14 protein-coding genes are annotated in these 16238 nt (G+C 68.4%); 3 read left to right on the top strand and 11 right to left on the bottom strand.

The window, feature by feature from the left end; all coding sequences use genetic code 11:
- Positions 1–35: 35 nt before the first annotated feature.
- Positions 36–785: an SDR family NAD(P)-dependent oxidoreductase gene (locus ACEL92_RS11975; RefSeq protein WP_374025758.1), complete on the bottom strand. Its 750-nt coding sequence runs from the start codon at positions 783–785 to the stop codon at positions 36–38.
- A gap of 29 nt (positions 786–814) precedes the next feature.
- On the opposite strand from ACEL92_RS11975, the gene ACEL92_RS11970 reads away from it, so the two are divergent.
- Positions 815–1234, top strand: a complete 420-nt coding sequence (locus ACEL92_RS11970; protein ID WP_374025757.1) for a F420-dependent biliverdin reductase — start codon at positions 815–817, stop codon at positions 1232–1234.
- Between the two features lie 75 nt (positions 1235–1309).
- Here the strand turns inward: ACEL92_RS11970 and ACEL92_RS11965 are convergent, their stop codons facing one another.
- Entirely contained in the window at positions 1310–1528 is a 219-nt protein-coding gene (locus ACEL92_RS11965) for a hypothetical protein (RefSeq protein WP_374025756.1), read from the bottom strand.
- Positions 1529–1571: 43 nt separating this feature from the next.
- Positions 1572–2444, bottom strand: coding sequence for an ADP-ribosyltransferase (locus ACEL92_RS11960; RefSeq protein ID WP_374026185.1), 873 nt, complete (start codon positions 2442–2444; stop codon positions 1572–1574).
- Positions 2445–2960: 516 nt separating this feature from the next.
- Here ACEL92_RS11960 and ACEL92_RS11955 point away from each other — a divergent pair.
- Entirely contained in the window at positions 2961–4475 is a 1515-nt protein-coding gene (locus ACEL92_RS11955) for a hypothetical protein (protein WP_374026437.1), read from the top strand.
- Positions 4476–4573: 98 nt separating this feature from the next.
- Here ACEL92_RS11955 and ACEL92_RS11950 read toward each other — a convergent pair whose 3' ends face one another.
- Together ACEL92_RS11950 and ACEL92_RS11945 are read right to left on the bottom strand one after the other, a co-directional pair.
- Entirely contained in the window at positions 4574–6829 is a 2256-nt protein-coding gene (locus ACEL92_RS11950; RefSeq protein WP_374025755.1) for a prolyl oligopeptidase family serine peptidase, read from the bottom strand.
- 35 nt (positions 6830–6864) lie between these two features.
- Complete coding sequence (locus ACEL92_RS11945) at positions 6865–7989, bottom strand: M24 family metallopeptidase (protein ID WP_374025754.1); 1125 nt, start codon at positions 7987–7989, stop codon at positions 6865–6867.
- A gap of 101 nt (positions 7990–8090) precedes the next feature.
- Between ACEL92_RS11945 and ACEL92_RS11940 the strand changes: the two genes are divergently transcribed.
- Positions 8091–9086, top strand: coding sequence for a 5'-3' exonuclease H3TH domain-containing protein (locus ACEL92_RS11940; protein WP_374025753.1), 996 nt, complete (start codon positions 8091–8093; stop codon positions 9084–9086).
- Positions 9087–9090: 4 nt separating this feature from the next.
- On the opposite strand, the gene ACEL92_RS11935 is transcribed toward ACEL92_RS11940, so the two are convergent.
- The 6 genes from ACEL92_RS11935 to ACEL92_RS11910 form a co-directional block, all read right to left on the bottom strand.
- The gene (locus ACEL92_RS11935) at positions 9091–9828 is read right to left on the bottom strand and encodes a DUF4333 domain-containing protein (protein WP_374025752.1); all 738 of its coding nucleotides are present in this window, start codon (positions 9826–9828) and stop codon (positions 9091–9093) included.
- 79 nt (positions 9829–9907) lie between these two features.
- Positions 9908–12721 carry a DEAD/DEAH box helicase gene (locus ACEL92_RS11930; RefSeq protein ID WP_374026184.1) on the bottom strand — a complete coding sequence of 938 codons (2814 nt, stop codon included), beginning with the start codon at positions 12719–12721 and terminating at the stop codon, positions 9908–9910.
- Positions 12711–13679: a twin-arginine translocase subunit TatC gene (tatC, locus tag ACEL92_RS11925; protein ID WP_374025751.1), complete on the bottom strand. Its 969-nt coding sequence runs from the start codon at positions 13677–13679 to the stop codon at positions 12711–12713. The genes ACEL92_RS11930 and tatC overlap by 11 nt, the downstream gene beginning before the upstream one ends.
- A gap of 44 nt (positions 13680–13723) precedes the next feature.
- Entirely contained in the window at positions 13724–14011 is a 288-nt protein-coding gene (gene tatA / locus ACEL92_RS11920; RefSeq protein WP_374025750.1) for a Sec-independent protein translocase subunit TatA, read from the bottom strand.
- 72 nt (positions 14012–14083) lie between these two features.
- Positions 14084–15055, bottom strand: coding sequence for a helix-turn-helix transcriptional regulator (locus ACEL92_RS11915; RefSeq protein ID WP_374025749.1), 972 nt, complete (start codon positions 15053–15055; stop codon positions 14084–14086).
- Positions 15052–16047: a helix-turn-helix transcriptional regulator gene (locus ACEL92_RS11910; protein WP_374025748.1), complete on the bottom strand. Its 996-nt coding sequence runs from the start codon at positions 16045–16047 to the stop codon at positions 15052–15054. The genes ACEL92_RS11915 and ACEL92_RS11910 overlap by 4 nt, the downstream gene beginning before the upstream one ends.
- Positions 16048–16238: the final 191 nt, after the last annotated feature.

The following is a 16238-nucleotide window of genomic DNA, read 5'->3' as shown; positions in this document are numbered from 1 at the left end:
CCCGCCAGCCTCCACCGCATCATCACCGGCGCGGATCATCGCGGCATCCTGCGCCACACGGGCTGCGGCACCAGCCGCATCACGGCAGCCGCCGGTCCCAGCGCCCACGGGATCCACACGGTGCGTCGGCCCTTGGCCAACGCCTGCGCAGTCGCTTTGGCCACCTGCGCGGGCGTGCTGGACAGCGGCGCGGGATCCATGCCTTGCGTCATGCGTCCGATCACGAAACCCGGTCGGGCGATCAGCAGTTTCACGCCGGTGCCGTGCAGGGCGTCGGCCAGCCCGCTGGCGAAGCCGTCCAGGCCGGCCTTGGCCGAGCCGTAGACGTAATTCGCGCGGCGCACGCGCGCGCCGGCGATCGAGGAGAACACCACCAGTTGTCCGCTGCCGGCTTCGCGCATCGCGGTCGCCAGGTGGGTGAGCATGCTGACCTGGGCGACGTAGTCGGTGTGCACGACGGCGACCGCGTGGGCGGCGTCGGTCTCGGCGCGGGCCTGGTCGCCGAGGATTCCGAAGGCCAGCACCGCCGTGGCGATGGGTCCGTGGTCGGCGACGACCGCGGCGACCAGTGGGCCGTGGGACTCCAGGTCGTCGGCGTCGAACTCCAGGGTATGCACCGATTCGGCCCCGGCGGCTTTGAGTGCGGCCACCTGCTGGTCGAGTTGGTCGGCCCTGCGCGCCGCCAGCACCACCGTCGCCCCGGGCGCCAGGAGGCGGGCCAGCTCTATGCCGATCTCGCTGCGCCCGCCCAGGACTAGCACTGGTCCCGCGCCCGTGTCATCCACGGCTGCGATTATGTCCTGCGCTAGCGTGGGTGGTGATGGCGAATACCACTACCCGGCTCACCGACGATGCGTTGGCGTTTCTGTCCGAACGGCATCTGGCCATGCTGACCACGCTGCGAGCCGACAATTCGCCGCACGTCGTGGCGGTCGGGTTCACCTTCGACCCCAAGACGCACATCGCCCGGGTCATCACCACCGGCGGCTCGCAGAAGGCGGTAAACGCCGACCGCGGCGGGGTGGCGGTGCTCAGTCAGGTCGACGGTGCGCGGTGGCTTTCGCTGGAGGGCCGCTCCAAGGTCAACAGTGACGTCGACGCCGTGCGTGACGCCGAACTGCGCTACGCCCAGCGCTACCGCACCCCGCGACCCAACCCGCGGCGGGTGGTCATCGAGGTGCACGTGGAGCGGGTGCTCGGGTCGTCGGGCTTACTGGACCGGGGCGAGACGTAGGGCCAGGCGTATTCGGCAGAAATCGCGGCCGGTCGGACTCGACCATCCGCGGCCACAAGCGTCAGAATCGTGCTTTTAGTGGCTTTTCCGACGTGGGTCAAATTCAGTACCTGAAATGTCATCCCAGAACTTGGGAGACACATCTGCCACTCGATTTTCCGGAGCAACAGCGTTAATCTTCTCTTCGAATTCGTCAAAGATTCTTTCTGCCTCTGCCAGCTCCTCTTCTGTCGGCGGAGTCACGCCCGCCTCTTCGGGGGTAGAGAACGTCTTGCCAGCAATCCTCTCGCTCACTTCGTACCTCCTACCTTGTTGCTTTAGTTTCACACGTCCGGATCTAGCGTTCTACCATGCGAATGACCGTTCGGCCAGTCAAGGGGTCAATCACCTTACTGACGATGAAGAATTTGGTTCCGGCCGAAAACAGAACTTCCCGTTCAGCCGGGAACACCGAGAATGACGAGACTTCTCGTCCAGTCTTGGAAAGGATTCGGAACTCGACATTCCCTGCGAACGTTGGCGACCGCGCCACTCCTAAATCCGTCGACGTGCTCAGGAAAGCGTCTTCTGTAATAACTTCGCCCGGCCGATACCGAGCAAGCACCTCCGGCGGCAAATTTGTCCCTCGAATTACTGGACCCTGATAAGGTGGCAGCTTAGCTAACGCATTCTTTAGTGCCTGCACGCGAGCCTGTTGAGACGCGTCCATTAAACGGCTCCTTAACGCGTTATTCAGGTCTTGGTAGCCCGGCCCAGTGTAGTCGGCGAGTGCCCCAAGATCATGTGGGCCCAAATGGCCACCGGGGTTCCCAGGATCGGCTTCGGCGCCCAGCTCGGAACGATCGCCGTCCGGCGAACTCCCTTTGCCAGTCGTTTGAGCGTTGGCATCGAGCGGGGCGCTTGACCGACCGTCCGTAGGACCACTTTCCCCTGGCCCTTTTGGACCGGACGCTGATCCTGGCAAGTCGGTCTCGCGACCTGCTGACGCAGGCGCCCGCGGCGCGGACTTAACAGCAAAGGCAGATTGCGGTGAGTTCGTGACGATGGGCACGGGTTCAGTCGGAGGGCGGCCGATCGGTTCCGGCCCACGCGGGGGAGCATCTTCAGCCGGTAGGGGAAGCGTCGACGGCGTTCTGTCACCCAACGCAGCGCCAGGAGCCACAGGTGTCCCGGTTGCGGGAGCAGAAACGGGTTCGTGGGAACCTTCCATCGGTAACCGAGGCAACTCCCGCGGACCAAATTCAGGTGTTGGCCCATGTGGACCCGCTGACGGCGCCGACGTAGGCCCAGGCGGACGCTCCACCGGCAAGCGCTGGGCGGCATCTGCAGCGGCCGGCGGCATGGACGCTGGCTCATGCGGACCGCTCCCAGAGGTTGGCTGATGGGTTGCCTCTGCCGGCGCCGAGACGGGCTGATGCGGGACCAGATCCTGCGGGGGCTCCGCTGACACTGGATCGCGCGGACCGCTCACTGGAAGAGGTGGTTGTGATGGCTCTTCAGGTGCAACCCCACTTTCATGCGGAGCTGAAGCAGCCGGAGTCTCCGCTGGTGCCACGAGAGGCGGATCATGAGAACCACCGCTATCCGTTGGGGCCCTCGGAGCCGTCGAAGGCTGTGAGACTGCATCGTGCGGACCACCATCGGCCGCGGGCGGCGGAGCATCCGGGGGGTTCGGCCCCAGCCCGCCGGCCCGCCCTTCGACCGGGCCCGGCACCCCCTCGGGCGCGTGCGGCGCCGCCTCGAGCGGCTCGCCGGCGGGCAAACCCCTGGGAGCGCCAGGTGCTTTGATCTCCGGCAGATCAGCCGTAGCACCTTCGAGGTTCTTGGTCACGTCGCCGCCGGCCTTGGTGATGTCGGTCAGCGCGCCGCGCGCTCCCGCCGCGCCTTCCCCGCCGGCGCGCCCAGCAGCCCCACCCGCGGCTTCCGCCTCTTCCTCTGCGCCACGCGCAGCGGCTCCCACGCCATCGGCCGCCGCGCCTGCCTCACCGAATCCCGGAGCGATCAGTGTGACGGCGTCGAACGCAACTTCACCGGCGCCCAATCCCGGCCGAGCCCGACTCCAATCCTCGGCATGCACAAGGCCTTTCAGCTCCTGCAGCCGCGCTTGCGAGAATTCTTCGGGATTGACCGCGGCATTGATGAGACTTTCTTTCCAGCTGTTTTTCACCAAGCCGGTCCAGGTGGCGGCCGCACCGTGTGGGTCGGCGACGATCCAGTGCGGGCTCAGGTCGACGAGACCCAGCCCCATGCCGACGGCACCTTTGAGGACACCCTCATGGGCGTTGATCCAGGTGTCGGCTACGGTGGCGACCGCGTTACCGACGTCCTGACCGAGAAATTTGACGAGGCCACGGCGCGCGTACTTTTCGCATGTGACGACCGCGCGATCGGCCGCTTGCATGAGGAACCTGATCGCCTCCTCGCAGGCCCTGGCTTCCTGCCCGAGATGCTGCAGCACCGCGTTGATGTCCTTGACGATCTGCTTGATCTCATCCCAAGCGTCACCGTCGATGATGAGCATGACGTCGTGACCGAGGTCGCCCAGCGACTCGATGCGATGCAGCAGATCCCGTATCGCGCGTTGAGCGTGGTCGACGCCGCTGGCGAACGTGTCGATGGTACGGGCCAGTGCGTCACAAAGCTGACCGATAGCCGCTGTGCTGTGACCAATTTCGGTCAAGGCCCTGTCGATATGGTCGCCCTCAGGAATGTGTTGGCTGTCGAACAGCGTCTTCGATGCGTTCAGAGTTCCCCGCACACCTTTGGCCGCCGCACCGAAGGCGCGCCAACGACACGCGACCGCACGCAGACCCGCTACGTCGCCATCGGGCCATGCCTCGAGGAGAAACGACTGCACGAGCGACCACAGCGGCGGAGGCGGCTGGCCGGGTCCCCACGTCCCGGGCGGTGCCGGTTCGGCAAGCTCGGCCGGCGGGCACGGTGGCTCCAAGGCTCCGCGTCCGCCGCCCAGCGTCGAAGCCGCGTCGGCGATGGAGTAATTCGACGCGCCCTGCTGGATGACGGCCCCGCTTTTCCGGCAAGCGTTGACGGCGGCAGCGGCCGCCTTCAGTATCGATTCGGCCTTCTCTTGATACGCCAAGCCGAACACCTCGCCGGCCCGGTCAACACCGGTGTGCGCCGAAAAGCCGGCGGTCAGCACGGTCAGGTTTGCCGCCAACCCCTCGCCGGTGGCCGCCACCGCGCTACCCGCGGCGTACAACGCCTCCGGGTCGACCGTTAACGGAGCCACGCGCGAATTCTCGTCGAGACCGCACGCAGACGCTATTCACCCAATGCTGGCTTTTGCCAAGCTAGCCGCGGCCGCTTAGCAGCCACAACTCATTCATTAACAGCCCCCGCGGCCAGCGTGATGCGGTGCCGTCCCACCGTCACTGCCATGGTCGGTTCGGCCGGCTCACCGTCGAGTTGGACACTGACCCCGGCGGGCAGGCCGCTCAGCGCGATTTGCGCGGCGGCGTCGGTGGCCACCGTGATCGTCGACGCCGGTAACGCGGCAAGTCCGGCGCGCTGGACATCTACCGTGATCGCGGCGACGCCGGTGAGCCGCAGCGTGAGATACGGCAACGGACCCACGGGCGGCCCTACCCGCCAATCCAACTCGCTGTAGACGCCCGGGGTCGGGTCGAAGTTCAGGACGAACCCGCGATGATGCCGAACGGTGTGTGTCGGGTCCGGGCGCGCATACGAACGCGCGTCGACTTCGGCGATCGCGCCGCGCCGCGCCGTCACCGCGGGGTCCGCGGTCAGGTCCGACAGCCACCAGACCCGGTGCGGCCCGATGCCGAGATCGTCGCGCACCAGTTGCGGATGCCACGCGAACGTGATGTGGCCCGGATCAGCTTGCCGCAGGCCGGTTTCCATGTGGGCGATCGGGTCTTCGAACTTGTCTTGCAGCACCCAGGCGATGTGATCCTCGAGCGGATACACCGTGAAGCGATGCCGGTAGCCCAGCCGGTCGAGTTCGAGGACCTGCTCGGCGGCCGACGCGAACGGCACTAGCTCGTCGACCAGCCCGTGTGCGATGACATAGGGCAGCCAGCGGGCGTTCACCAGCAGCTTCCAGGTATCGCCCTCGCGTGCGCAGGGTGAATCCGGGTCGAGGTCGGCCGGGATGTCGATGTCGGGCAGCAGACGCACCCCGCAGGTGGGCGGCCCCGCGAGCACGACCGCCTGCGAAAACACTTGCGGATAGGTCAATCCCAGCTTGTAAGCGGCATAGCCACCCATCGAGTAACCGGAGATCACGGTGCGATTGGGATCAGTGCCCAGTTGTTCGGCGACGCGAGCCCACACCTCCCAGACATCGAGTTCTCCGGTGTCGAAGTACCACGTCGACGGGCCCCGGGCCAGCGGCGTGACCACCACCGAGTCGCGCCCCTCGCACACCTGGTGCAGCAGCCGGGGGTCGATCGCGGCGAACTGGCTCTGCCCGAGCGCCAGCGAATGCAGCAGCAGGGTCAACGGCAGCATCCGGCCCGGCTTGAAAGTCGACGGCAGGCATACCGAATACGGCTGCACCCGACCGAGGAACTGCGGCTTGGTGCTCAAGATGTCATCGGAGGTCACTCCCTGGCCCAGCTCGACCGAGGACACGTACCACCGCGTCGACGGACCGGTTATCACCGGCTCTTCCTCGGTCTTGCCGGCCGCCAACCGGTCCCAGTCCACGGTCAGGGCGAACTTCGACACGTCGCCATGAGTCAAGGCGTCGGCCTGGGCGGCGTCCGACCAGAAATTGAGGTGCGGGGCCTCCTGCTCGGTGGTGCGGAACGCGACGTTGTAGACGTTGGGTTGCCCCGGCAGCGCGCCACGCTCGGCGGGCACGTCGGCGAACCCGTCACCCGCCGCGTTGGCCAAACCCGCTGCCAGCCGGACCGTCCAGCTGCCGCGCGGCTCCAGCACCGTCCGCGGCACCTGCGCGAGAAACGATCGGGAACCCATGTCGACGCTGTGCTGCACCGGCGTCGTCGACTGGGTGGTCAAGTCGATCAGCGTGGCGCCGTTGCCCGAAACCAGCAGGGCCATATCGATCCCGGCCGAGCGCACCCCGGCGCCGGCGGGCCACTGCTCCGGCGCGGTCCGGGCGGGACCGGTGTCCAGGGCGAACAGCGCAATCGGCACCGACGCGTCCAACAAGGTGTTCCAGTCAATCCGCCACCATGTGTGAGTCGCGGTGAGCCCGATCGCGACGCGGAAGATGTCGGCGCCGTTGCGGGCGGCGGGGCCGTCGGGATAGATGTAGGTGCCGCGCGGCGGCGCCTGCACTTTCAGGTCGCCGATCGGCAGGCCGGTGGCGCCGTGGTCGTCGTACAGGAAGTCCGTCCAGAACAGGGCGCCGCCGGCCAGGCGGCCCGCGCCGCAGGTGCGTGGAAAGTCCTCCCCGAACGGCCAACCCGACGGCACCGGTAACTGCGGCTCCGGGCGCAGCGCCGCCGGCGGCACCCCTTCGGGCATGCCGTCCACCACGACGAGTTCGGCTGGCGGTGCGGGCGCAGTCGCGGCGGGGTGCAGCAGCGTGTCGACGATGTGGCCTGCGATGCGGATCGGAAGGAGGGTCAAATCCAGGAGTGACATCAAGGCCCAACGTACGCGCCGGTGGGCCCCGGCTGCTACGGCGCGGGCACCACGATGAGCTCGTGGGGCCGGTTGTTGACGGGCAGCGCGCCGTCTTTCGTCACGACGACGATGTCCTCGATGCGGGCGCCCCAGCGGCCCGGAAAATAGATTCCCGGCTCGATCGAGAAGGCCATGCCCGCGGCCAGCGGCAGGTCGCTGCCCGCCACGATGTAGGGCTCCTCGTGTACGGATAGCCCGATGCCGTGGCCGGTGCGGTGCACGAAAACCTCCGCGAGTCCGGCGGCGGCCAGCACATCGCGTGCCGCCGCGTCGACCTGTTCGGCCGTCACACCCGGGCGCACCGCATCCACGGCCGCCTGTTGCGCCCGCTGCAGCACCGAATATTGCTGTGCCACTTCGGGTTTGGGCTCACCAATGCTGTAGGTGCGTGTCGAGTCGGAATGGTATCCGGGCTCGTAGGCGCCGCCGATGTCGACGACGACGATGTCACCTGTCTGCAGCTCGCGGTCCGAATAGCCGTGGTGCGGGTCGGCGCTGTGCGGGCCGGAGCCGACAATGATGAATGCCACCTCCGAATGCCCTTCGGCCACAATCGCTTCCGCGATATCGGCGGCCACGTCGGCCTCGGTGCGGCCGGGGACCAGAAACTCCGGCACCCGGGCGTGCACGCGATCGATGGCGGCGCCGGCTTTGCGCAGCGCGTCGATCTCGCATTCCTCCTTGACCATCCGCAGCCCCCGCATCACGCCGGTGGCCAGGATCGGCAGGACGCCGAGGACACCGGCCAGCGGCAGCAGGTGCAGGGCCGGCATGGAGTCGGTGACGGCGGTCGCGGCGGGACCGCCCAACGCGGCGCTCACCAATTGGTAGGGGTCGTCCCCGTCGACCCAATCCCGCACCGCCAGTCCCAGTCCCGCAATCGCCGACCCCTTGAGCGAGGCCAGCTCCAGCCGCGGCACCACCACCGTCGGGTCGCCGGATGCCGGCAACACCAGCGCCGTGAACCGCTCGAGCGTCTGGGCGCGCGACCCCACGAGGTAGCGCAGGTCATACCCGGGGGTGATCACCAGGCCGGACAACCCCGCTTCGGCGGTCGCGGCGGCCGCCGCCGCCAACCGCCGCGCATACACCCCGGTGTCGAACCGATGAGATTCCATGGCAGCCAGGCTAACCGCTGGGCCGAGCGTCGAGTCGTTGCGGCGATTCCCGCGCTGCGTCGAGAACAAGTCGACGTTCGGCGCCGTGAGACGATACCGGGATGCGATCGGCCCCAGGTACCAGCGGCGACCCGGCACGCGCGGCTTCGCCGCTATTGCTGTTGGACGGGGCCAGCATGTGGTTCCGGTCGTATTTCGGGGTGCCCTCGTCGATCACCTCCCCCGACGGCAGGCCCGTCAACGCCGTCCGCGGATTCATCGACTCGATGGCGGTCGTGATCAGCCAGCAGCGCCCCAGCCGGCTGGTGGTCTGCCTGGACCTGGATTGGCGACCGCAGTTCCGGGTGGACCTCGTCCCGTCCTATAAGGCGCATCGCGTCGCGGAGGCCGAGCCCGAGGGCGAACCCGACGTCGAGGAGGTCCCCGACGACCTGACGCCGCAGATCGACATGATCATGGAGCTGCTGGACGCTTTCGGCATCCCGACGGCGGGCGCCGAAGGTTTCGAGGCCGACGATGTGCTCGGCACGCTGGCCGCGCGCGAACGGCGTGACCCCGTCGTGGTGGTCAGCGGAGACCGCGACCTGCTGCAGGTGGTGTCCGACGATCCCGTGCCGGTCCGAGTGCTCTACCTGGGCCGCGGGCTGACTAAAGCCACCCTGTTCGGGCCCGCGGAGGTCGCCGAGCACTACGGCGTGCCGAAGCATCGGGCGGGCCCGGCCTACGCCGAGTTCGCGCTGATGCGCGGCGATCCGTCCGACGGCCTGCCGGGCGTTCCGGGTGTCGGGGAGAAGACGGCCGCGACCCTGCTGGCCCAGCACGGCTCGCTGGAACAGATCCTGGCGGCCGCCCACGATCCGAAATCGAAGATGGCCAAGGGTTTGCGCGCGAAACTGCTGGGCGCGACGGACTACATCGACGCCGCGGAACAAGTGGTGCGGGTGGCCACCGACGCACCGGTCAGCCTGTCGACCCCGACCGACGCCCTGCCGCTGGCGGCCGACGACCCGCACCGCACGGCCAAACTGGCGACCGAACTGGGCGTCGGGTCGTCGATAGCGCGGTTGCAGAAAGCGCTCGACGCGCTGCCGCAGTGACCGGCTACTGCGGCCGGCCCACCTCGTAGGTGCCCTTGTTGTCCTGGAAGGTCACCGTGACGTGCTTGGGGGCGCCGTCGATGCTGACGTCGCAGTCGAACGTGGCGCCCTTCTTGACGGTCGGGTTCTGGCCGTGGTTGCACTTCACGTTTTGGACATTCTTGGCGCCGTAGCCGTTGGTCTCGTCGGAAAGGACTTGCTGCACACCGGCCTGCGCCTTGTTGACGTCCAGCTTGGTGGTGACGAAGAACCCGGGCTGCCAAAAGCCGAGCACCAGCACGACGGCGATGAGCAAAAAGGCGATCACCCCGCCCACGCCGGCGATCAGGGCGACCGACCGCTTCTTGGCCGGCTGCTGCTCGTACGGCGGGTACTGCTGCGGGTACTGGCCCGGCTGACCGTACTGGCCGGGCTGGCCGTACTGCCCCGGCTGACCGTACTGGCCGGGCTGGCCGTACTGGCCAGGCTGCCCGTACTGCCCCGGCTGCCCGTACTGGCCGGGCTGCGCGTACCCCGGCTGCCCGTAACCGGGCTGCTGCGGGTATTGCTGCGGATACGCCTGTTCGGCCGGCTGCTGGTACTGCGGGTACTCGGCGGGCGGCGTGTAAGCCGGAGCCTGCCACGTCGCTTCCTGGCCCGGCTGCTGCTGCCACGGCGAACCGACCTGGGTCGGCTCGGAGGACTGATCGCTACCTTGGCCGGGCGGTTGCCACTGCTGCTCCGGTCCCTGCGGTCCGCTCATCGTCTCTCCTCAGCCCCTTAGTTCTTGGCACGCACTCTCGGCGTTGTGATTGATGGATCTACGGTAGCTTCGGCACAGCCTACCCGGCGTCAACAGCGACGACGCCGCGCCGAACGTCATTGATCGCGCGCTTGGCAGTAGCGCGCAACTCAGGATCCGGGGCGGCGTTGCGGACCTGGTCCAACAGATCCAGCACCTGGCGGCACCAGCGCACGAAGTCCCCCGCCAGCAGCGGCGAGCCGGTGCCGGCCGGGTCGGCGGCCGCCAGGGCGGCGGCGAGGTCTCCGGTCTTGGCCCAGCGATAGATGACGTTGACGAAGCCGTCGTCGGGCTCCCGGCTCGGCGCGATCCGGTGGGTCTGCTCGTCGGCGCGCAACGCATACGACAGCCGCGACGTTTGCTGCAGCGCCTGTCGGACCCGCTGGGTGGGCGCCTCGGCGGCGAACGCCGCCCGCGGGCCTTCACCACCCCGGCTCTCGTAGAGGACCGCCGAAACCACCGCCGCCAACTCGGGCGGCTTCAGATCGGCCCACGCGCCGGTGCGTAGGCACTCGGCGACCAAGAGGTCGCTCTCGCTGTAGATGCGGGCCAGCAGCCGGCCGTCGTCGGTGACGTGGGGATCGGTGTCCGGACCCTCGACGAAGCCGCGCTCGGTGAGCAGGCCGACGATCCGGTCGAACGTCCGCGCCAGCGAATTGGTCGCCGCGGCAACCTTTTTCTCCAGTTGCGCATTGTCCCGCTCGATGCGCAGGTAGCGCTCGGCCTGCCGGACCTTCGCCTCGAGCCCGGCGCTGTTGTGCGACGGGTGCCGACGCAGCTCCTGTCGCAACGACGCCAGCTCCGGGTCCTGATAATCACCGTAGGCACCGTCGTGGTCCCCGCGGCCGCCGCGGCGCCTGGCCGGAACGGCCAGCCCGGCCGCGGCCGACCGCAGCGCGGACGCGAGGTCACGCCTTACCCGCGGCTGGCGGTGCTCGACCCGCTTGGGCAACGGCATCGATCCCACCGGCGCCGACGCGCCCGAGTAGTCGGCGGTGGAAATACGCCCCGCCCACCGGTTTTCGGTGAGCACCAACGGGCGGGGGTCGTCGCCGTCGCGGGCGGATTCCAGCACCACGGCCAGCCCGCCGCGCCGGCCGTGGGTGATGTTGATGATGTCGCCGCGGCGCAGCGCGGCCAGCGCGTCGCTGGCCGCCTGGCGGCGTTGCAGCCGCGACGCGCGGGATTGCGCGCGCTCCATCTCGGAGATGCGGGCGCGCAGCCGCGCGTACTCGAGTATCGAGGCCTGCGGGCCGCCCAGCTCGGCGGCGATCTCGGCGAGCATCGCGTTGCCGCGCTCGATTCCGCGGACCAGGCCGACCACGGAGCGGTCGGCCTGGTATTGGGCGAACGACTGCTCCAGCAGCCGGTGGGCCTGCTCGGGACCCATCTGCTGCACCAGGTTGATCGTCATGTTGTACGACGGGGCGAACGAGCTACGCAGCGGGAAGGTGCGGGTGGAGGCCAGACCCGCCACCGCCGCCGGCTCGGTGTTCTCGTCGGTGGGATTCCACAGCACCACCGCGTGGCCCTCGATGTCGATGCCGCGCCGCCCGGCGCGGCCGGTCAGCTGGGTGTACTCCCCCGGTGTCAGTGGCATGTGCTGCTCGCCGTTGAACTTGACCAGCCGCTCGAGCACCACCGTGCGGGCGGGCATGTTGATGCCCAACGCCAGCGTCTCGGTGGCGAACACCGCCTTGACCAGACCGGCGGTGAACAACTCCTCGACGGTGTGCCGGAACACCGGCAACATCCCGGCGTGGTGGGCGGCCAGGCCGCGCAGCAGCCCCTCCCGCCACTCGTAGTAACCGAGCACCGCCAGGTCGGTGTCGGCGAGATCGCCGCAGCGGTGGTCGATCACCTCGGCGATCTGCGCCCGTTCCTCCTCGGTGGTCAACCGGAGCGGCGAGCGCAGGCACTGCTGGACGGCGGCGTCGCAGCCGGCGCGGGAGAACACGAACGTGATCGCCGGCAGCAGCCCCTCGGCGTCCAGCGTCGCAATGACATCCGCGCGCCCGGGCGGTCGGTAGAACCGCGGCCGATCGGGCGCACCGCGCCCGCTGCGCCCTCTGCGCGGCTGCCAGTCGGACATCCGGTCCGCCTCCCGGCGATGCGCGATGTGGCGCACCAAGTCCGGGCTGACGCGCGACTCCTGGCCGGCGACGGGCTGGCGGCCGGCTTCCGAGCCGCGGTAATCGAACAGGTCGAAGAGCCGCTTGCCCACCAAGACGTGCTGCCACAACGGCACCGGCCGGTGCTCGTCGACCACCACGGTGGTATCGCCCCGCACCGTCTGGATCCAGCCGCCGAATTCCTCGGCGTTGCTCACCGTGGCCGACAGGCTGACCACCCGCACCTCGTCGGGCAGGTGCAGGATCACTTCCTCCCACACCGGGCCGCGCATCCGGTCGGCTAAGAAATGCACCTCGTCCATCACGACGTAGGAAAGTCCCTGCAGCGCAGTCGAATTAGCGTAGAGCATGTTGCGCAGCACCTCGGTGGTCATCACCACCACGGGGGCGTCGGCGTTCACCGACATGTCACCGGTCAGCAGGCCGATCCGGTCGCGGCCGTAGCGCGCGGTCAGATCGGTGTGCTTCTGGTTGCTCAGCGCCTTGAGCGGCGTGGTGTAGAAACACTTGCCGCCGGCGGCCAGGGCCAGGTGGACGGCGAACTCGCCCACCACGGTCTTGCCGGCGCCGGTCGGCGCGCAGACCAGCACGCCATGGCCTCGTTCCAGCGCCGCGCATGCGTGCTGCTGGAAACCGTCGAGCGCGAAGGGCAATTCAGCGGTGAATCGGGTCAGCTCGACGAGCTCCGTCGCATCCTGCGGCACCGACGGTTTAGGTGACATCGTCATGCTGACCCGCGGTGAACGACGGCTCCCGCGCCGGCTCGTGTATCGGTGCAGGCGCCTCAATCACCGAGGCCTCGTCGTCTGGGATCGCGGCCTGCGCTTCCCGCTTGGCCTTGCGCCTGTCGTGCAGGCGGGCGATTTGGATGGCGAACTCGAGGAGCACCGACAACGCCACGCCCAACGCGGTCATCGAGAACGGGTCGGACCCGGGCGTGAAAACCGCGGCGAACACGAACATCCCGAAGATCAGGCCGCGCCGCCAGGACTTGAGCCGCTCGTAGGTCAGCACGCCCGTCATGTTGAGCATGACGATGAGCAACGGGAATTCGAAGCTGACGCCGAACACCACCAACAGGTTGATCAGAAAACCGAAGTACCGATCCCCGGACAGCGCGGTCACCTGCACGTCGCTGCCGACCGTCAGCAAGAAGCCCAGCGCCTTCGACAGCACGAAGTAGGCCAGGATCGCCCCCGTGACGAACAGCACCGCCGCGGGGATCACGAACCCGACCGCGAAGCGACGCTCCTTTTGGTACAGACCCGGCGTGATGAACGCCCACAGCTCGTAGAACCACACCGGGCAGGCCAGCACCACCCCGGCGGTCAGCCCGACCTTGAGCCGCAACATGAACTGGTCGAACGGCGCCGTCGCCAGCAGCCGGCATTGACCGTCGGCGCTGATGCTGGCGCGCGCCGACTGGGGCAGGGAACAGTACGGGTGGCGCAGCCATTCGCCGAGACTTTCCAGCCCGAAGATCGAGTGCGAATACCAGAAGAACCCGAAGATCGTGGTGATCAGGATGGCGGCCAGCGAGAGCAGCAATCGGGTGCGCAGCTCGGTTAGATGATCGACGAGCGACATCGTCGCGTCGGGGTTGGTTCGGCTGCGCCTGTTACGCGGATTGAGGCGCTTCAGCACGCCGCCAGTGCGCGCTGAAACCTTGAAAACTTTCACGACGCTCGTTCAGTAGCGCTCGGGCACCGCGACGATGACGGCGGCTACGCCGGGCGTGCTTCGGAGTGCCCCTGCTCGGCCGCCGGAGCGTCTACACGCTGCGATTGCACGGGGGTGGGATTCGCCGCGGAGGGAGCGCTGTTGGTCGCGCCGTTGGTCTCCAAAGCCGACGACTCCGCTTTGTTCTCGGTCTGCATTTCGCGCAGCTCAGACTTGAAGATGCGCATCGACTTGCCCAACGAACGTGCTGCATCGGGGAGCTTCTTGGCACCGAAGAGCAGGATCACCACCACAGCGAGGATCGCCCAGTGCCACGGACTAAGACTGCCCACTTTGATTACCTCCAGACGTCTACCCGATGCTACCGCAGTGCGGCGATACACCGGACCGACCGCGCCGTGGCCTCAGGGGGTGAGCGCGCGGTAGGACTCGAGGGCCGCCGCCGCCGCATCCCGGACACGTACGGCCAGGGATTCCGGTTCAAGCACCCGCACGGCCGACCCGAAGCCCAGCACCAGCCGGGTCATCCAGTCCTCGGACGCGTAGGTCATCACCGCCTCGCAGGATCCGTCCGGCAGCTCACGCACGTCGCGCATCGGGTAGTACTCGAACATCCAGGACGCCGACGGCGCGATCCGCAGCTTCGCCGACGGCAGCGACGGGTCGCCGTCGAACAGGGATGTGTCCGGTGGCGCCTGCAGCGCCAACTCGGGCGGCGCCGCCGGATCGTCCAACTCGGTGGCGTCAACGATCCGGTCGAAGCGGAACAGCCGCACCCCTTCGGCCTCGCGCGACCAGGCCTCCAGGTAGCTGTGGCCGCCGATCAGCAGCACGCGGATGGGGTCGACGATCCGGCTGGTCAGGGTGTCGTGCGACGCGGAGTAATAGTCGATGGCCAGCGCGTGTTTGGACTGCACCGCCGCGCGCACCGCGGCCGCGGCGCGGCTTTCCGCGGGCGCCTGCTCGTCGACGGCCGCCGCCGACCCGGTGGCGTCCTGCCCGACGGAGCCGGCCGCGGCTTCGATCTTGGCGATCGCGCTGCGCGCCGCCTCCGGGTCCACCACGCCGGGAACGTCGGCGAGCGCGCGCAGGGCCACGAGCAGGCCGGTGGCCTCCGGCGAGGTGAGCTTGAGCGGCCGGTCGATGCCCGCCGAGAAGGTGACCTCGATGGTGTCGCCGGCGAACTGGAAGTCGATCAAATCGCCCGGGTAGTAGCCGGGCAGCCCGCACATCCACAGCTGGTTGAGGTCTTCTTCCAGCTGCTTGGCGGACACCCCGAGGTCGGCGGCGGCCTTGGCCCGGGTGACCCGCGGGTTGGCCTGGAAATACGGCACCATGTTGAGCAGCCGGATCAGGCGCCTGGATATGGCGGTCATGCCACCCCTCCCCCGTCCAGGTGAGAGCGCAGCCGCGCCAGCACGTCCTCGCGCAGCTGCTGCGGTTCGAGCACGACCGCGTCGGCCCCATAACCGGCGATATCACTCGCCAACCGATCGCTGGACCCGATGTCCAGTTCGATCACCTCGCCGTCTCGGTCGCCCAATTGTCGCGCGCCGGTGGACCTCCCGGCGCGCCGCAGCGCGGTGGCCCGTCCGTCGGCGACCCAGACCCGCGCCTGCCCACCGGTCGGCGTCTCGGCGACCGTCCTGGCCACGATCTGGCGCAGGTCCACACCCGCGGGCACCATCACCGCCCCGGGCGGCCCGATCGGCCGGACCTCGGCGCCGATCCGCGACAGCCGGAAGGTGCGGGTGGCGTCGCGGTCGCGATCGTGCCCCACCAAATACCAGCGGCCCTTCTGGGTGACGACGCCCCACGGCTCCACGGTGCGCACGCTGTACGGCTCGGCGCGCGACGGCCGGTGCGGGAACTGCACCGCCTGCCGGGCATCGATTGCCGACAGCAGGATTCCGAGAACCTCTTCCGAACCGCGCAGCCCGGGGACGCCGGCCGGTGAGGCGATGGCCACCGGCGCGTCTGGGTCGACGTCAACGCCGGCGGCGCGCAGCTTGAGCAGCGCCCCCTGGGTGGCGGTGATCAATTCGGGCGACTCCCACAGTTGGGTCGCGACGGCTACCGCGGCCGCCTCGTCGGGAGTCAGCTCGACCGCAGGCAGCGCGTAGGCGTCCCGGTTGATCCGGTACCCCTCGGTGGGATCCATCGCCGACGCCCGGCCGACCTCGAGCGGGATGCCGAGGTCGCGCAGCTCGTTCTTGTCCCGTTCGAACATGCGCGAGAAGGCCTCGGCGCTCGGGCTGTCCGCGTAACCGGCCACGCTGGACCTGATCTTCTCCGCGCTGATGTAGCCGCGGGTGGACAGCAGGGCGATGACGAGATTGACCAGCCGCTCGACTTTCGAGGTCGCCATTCGCACCAGGTTATAACCGGCGCCCATCGGGCGCCTGCACCGGCTGGCGAGTCGCAATTTTCACAATCGGCACATAAGTCACGGGTTCGCGGGGATCACCGGCTCGCCGAATGTGATAGCGCCCGCGATATCAAATTTGTGGCTCGAGCATCGGTACCGACGCGTTACCGGTGTGACCGCTGTGACCGCAA

The sequence above is a fragment of the Mycobacterium hainanense genome, assembly GCF_041890355.1.
Classification (GTDB): domain Bacteria; phylum Actinomycetota; class Actinomycetes; order Mycobacteriales; family Mycobacteriaceae; genus Mycobacterium; species Mycobacterium hainanense.
The sequence above is the reverse complement of the archived record's forward strand: the minus strand, read 5'-3'. Positions and strand labels throughout refer to the sequence as shown.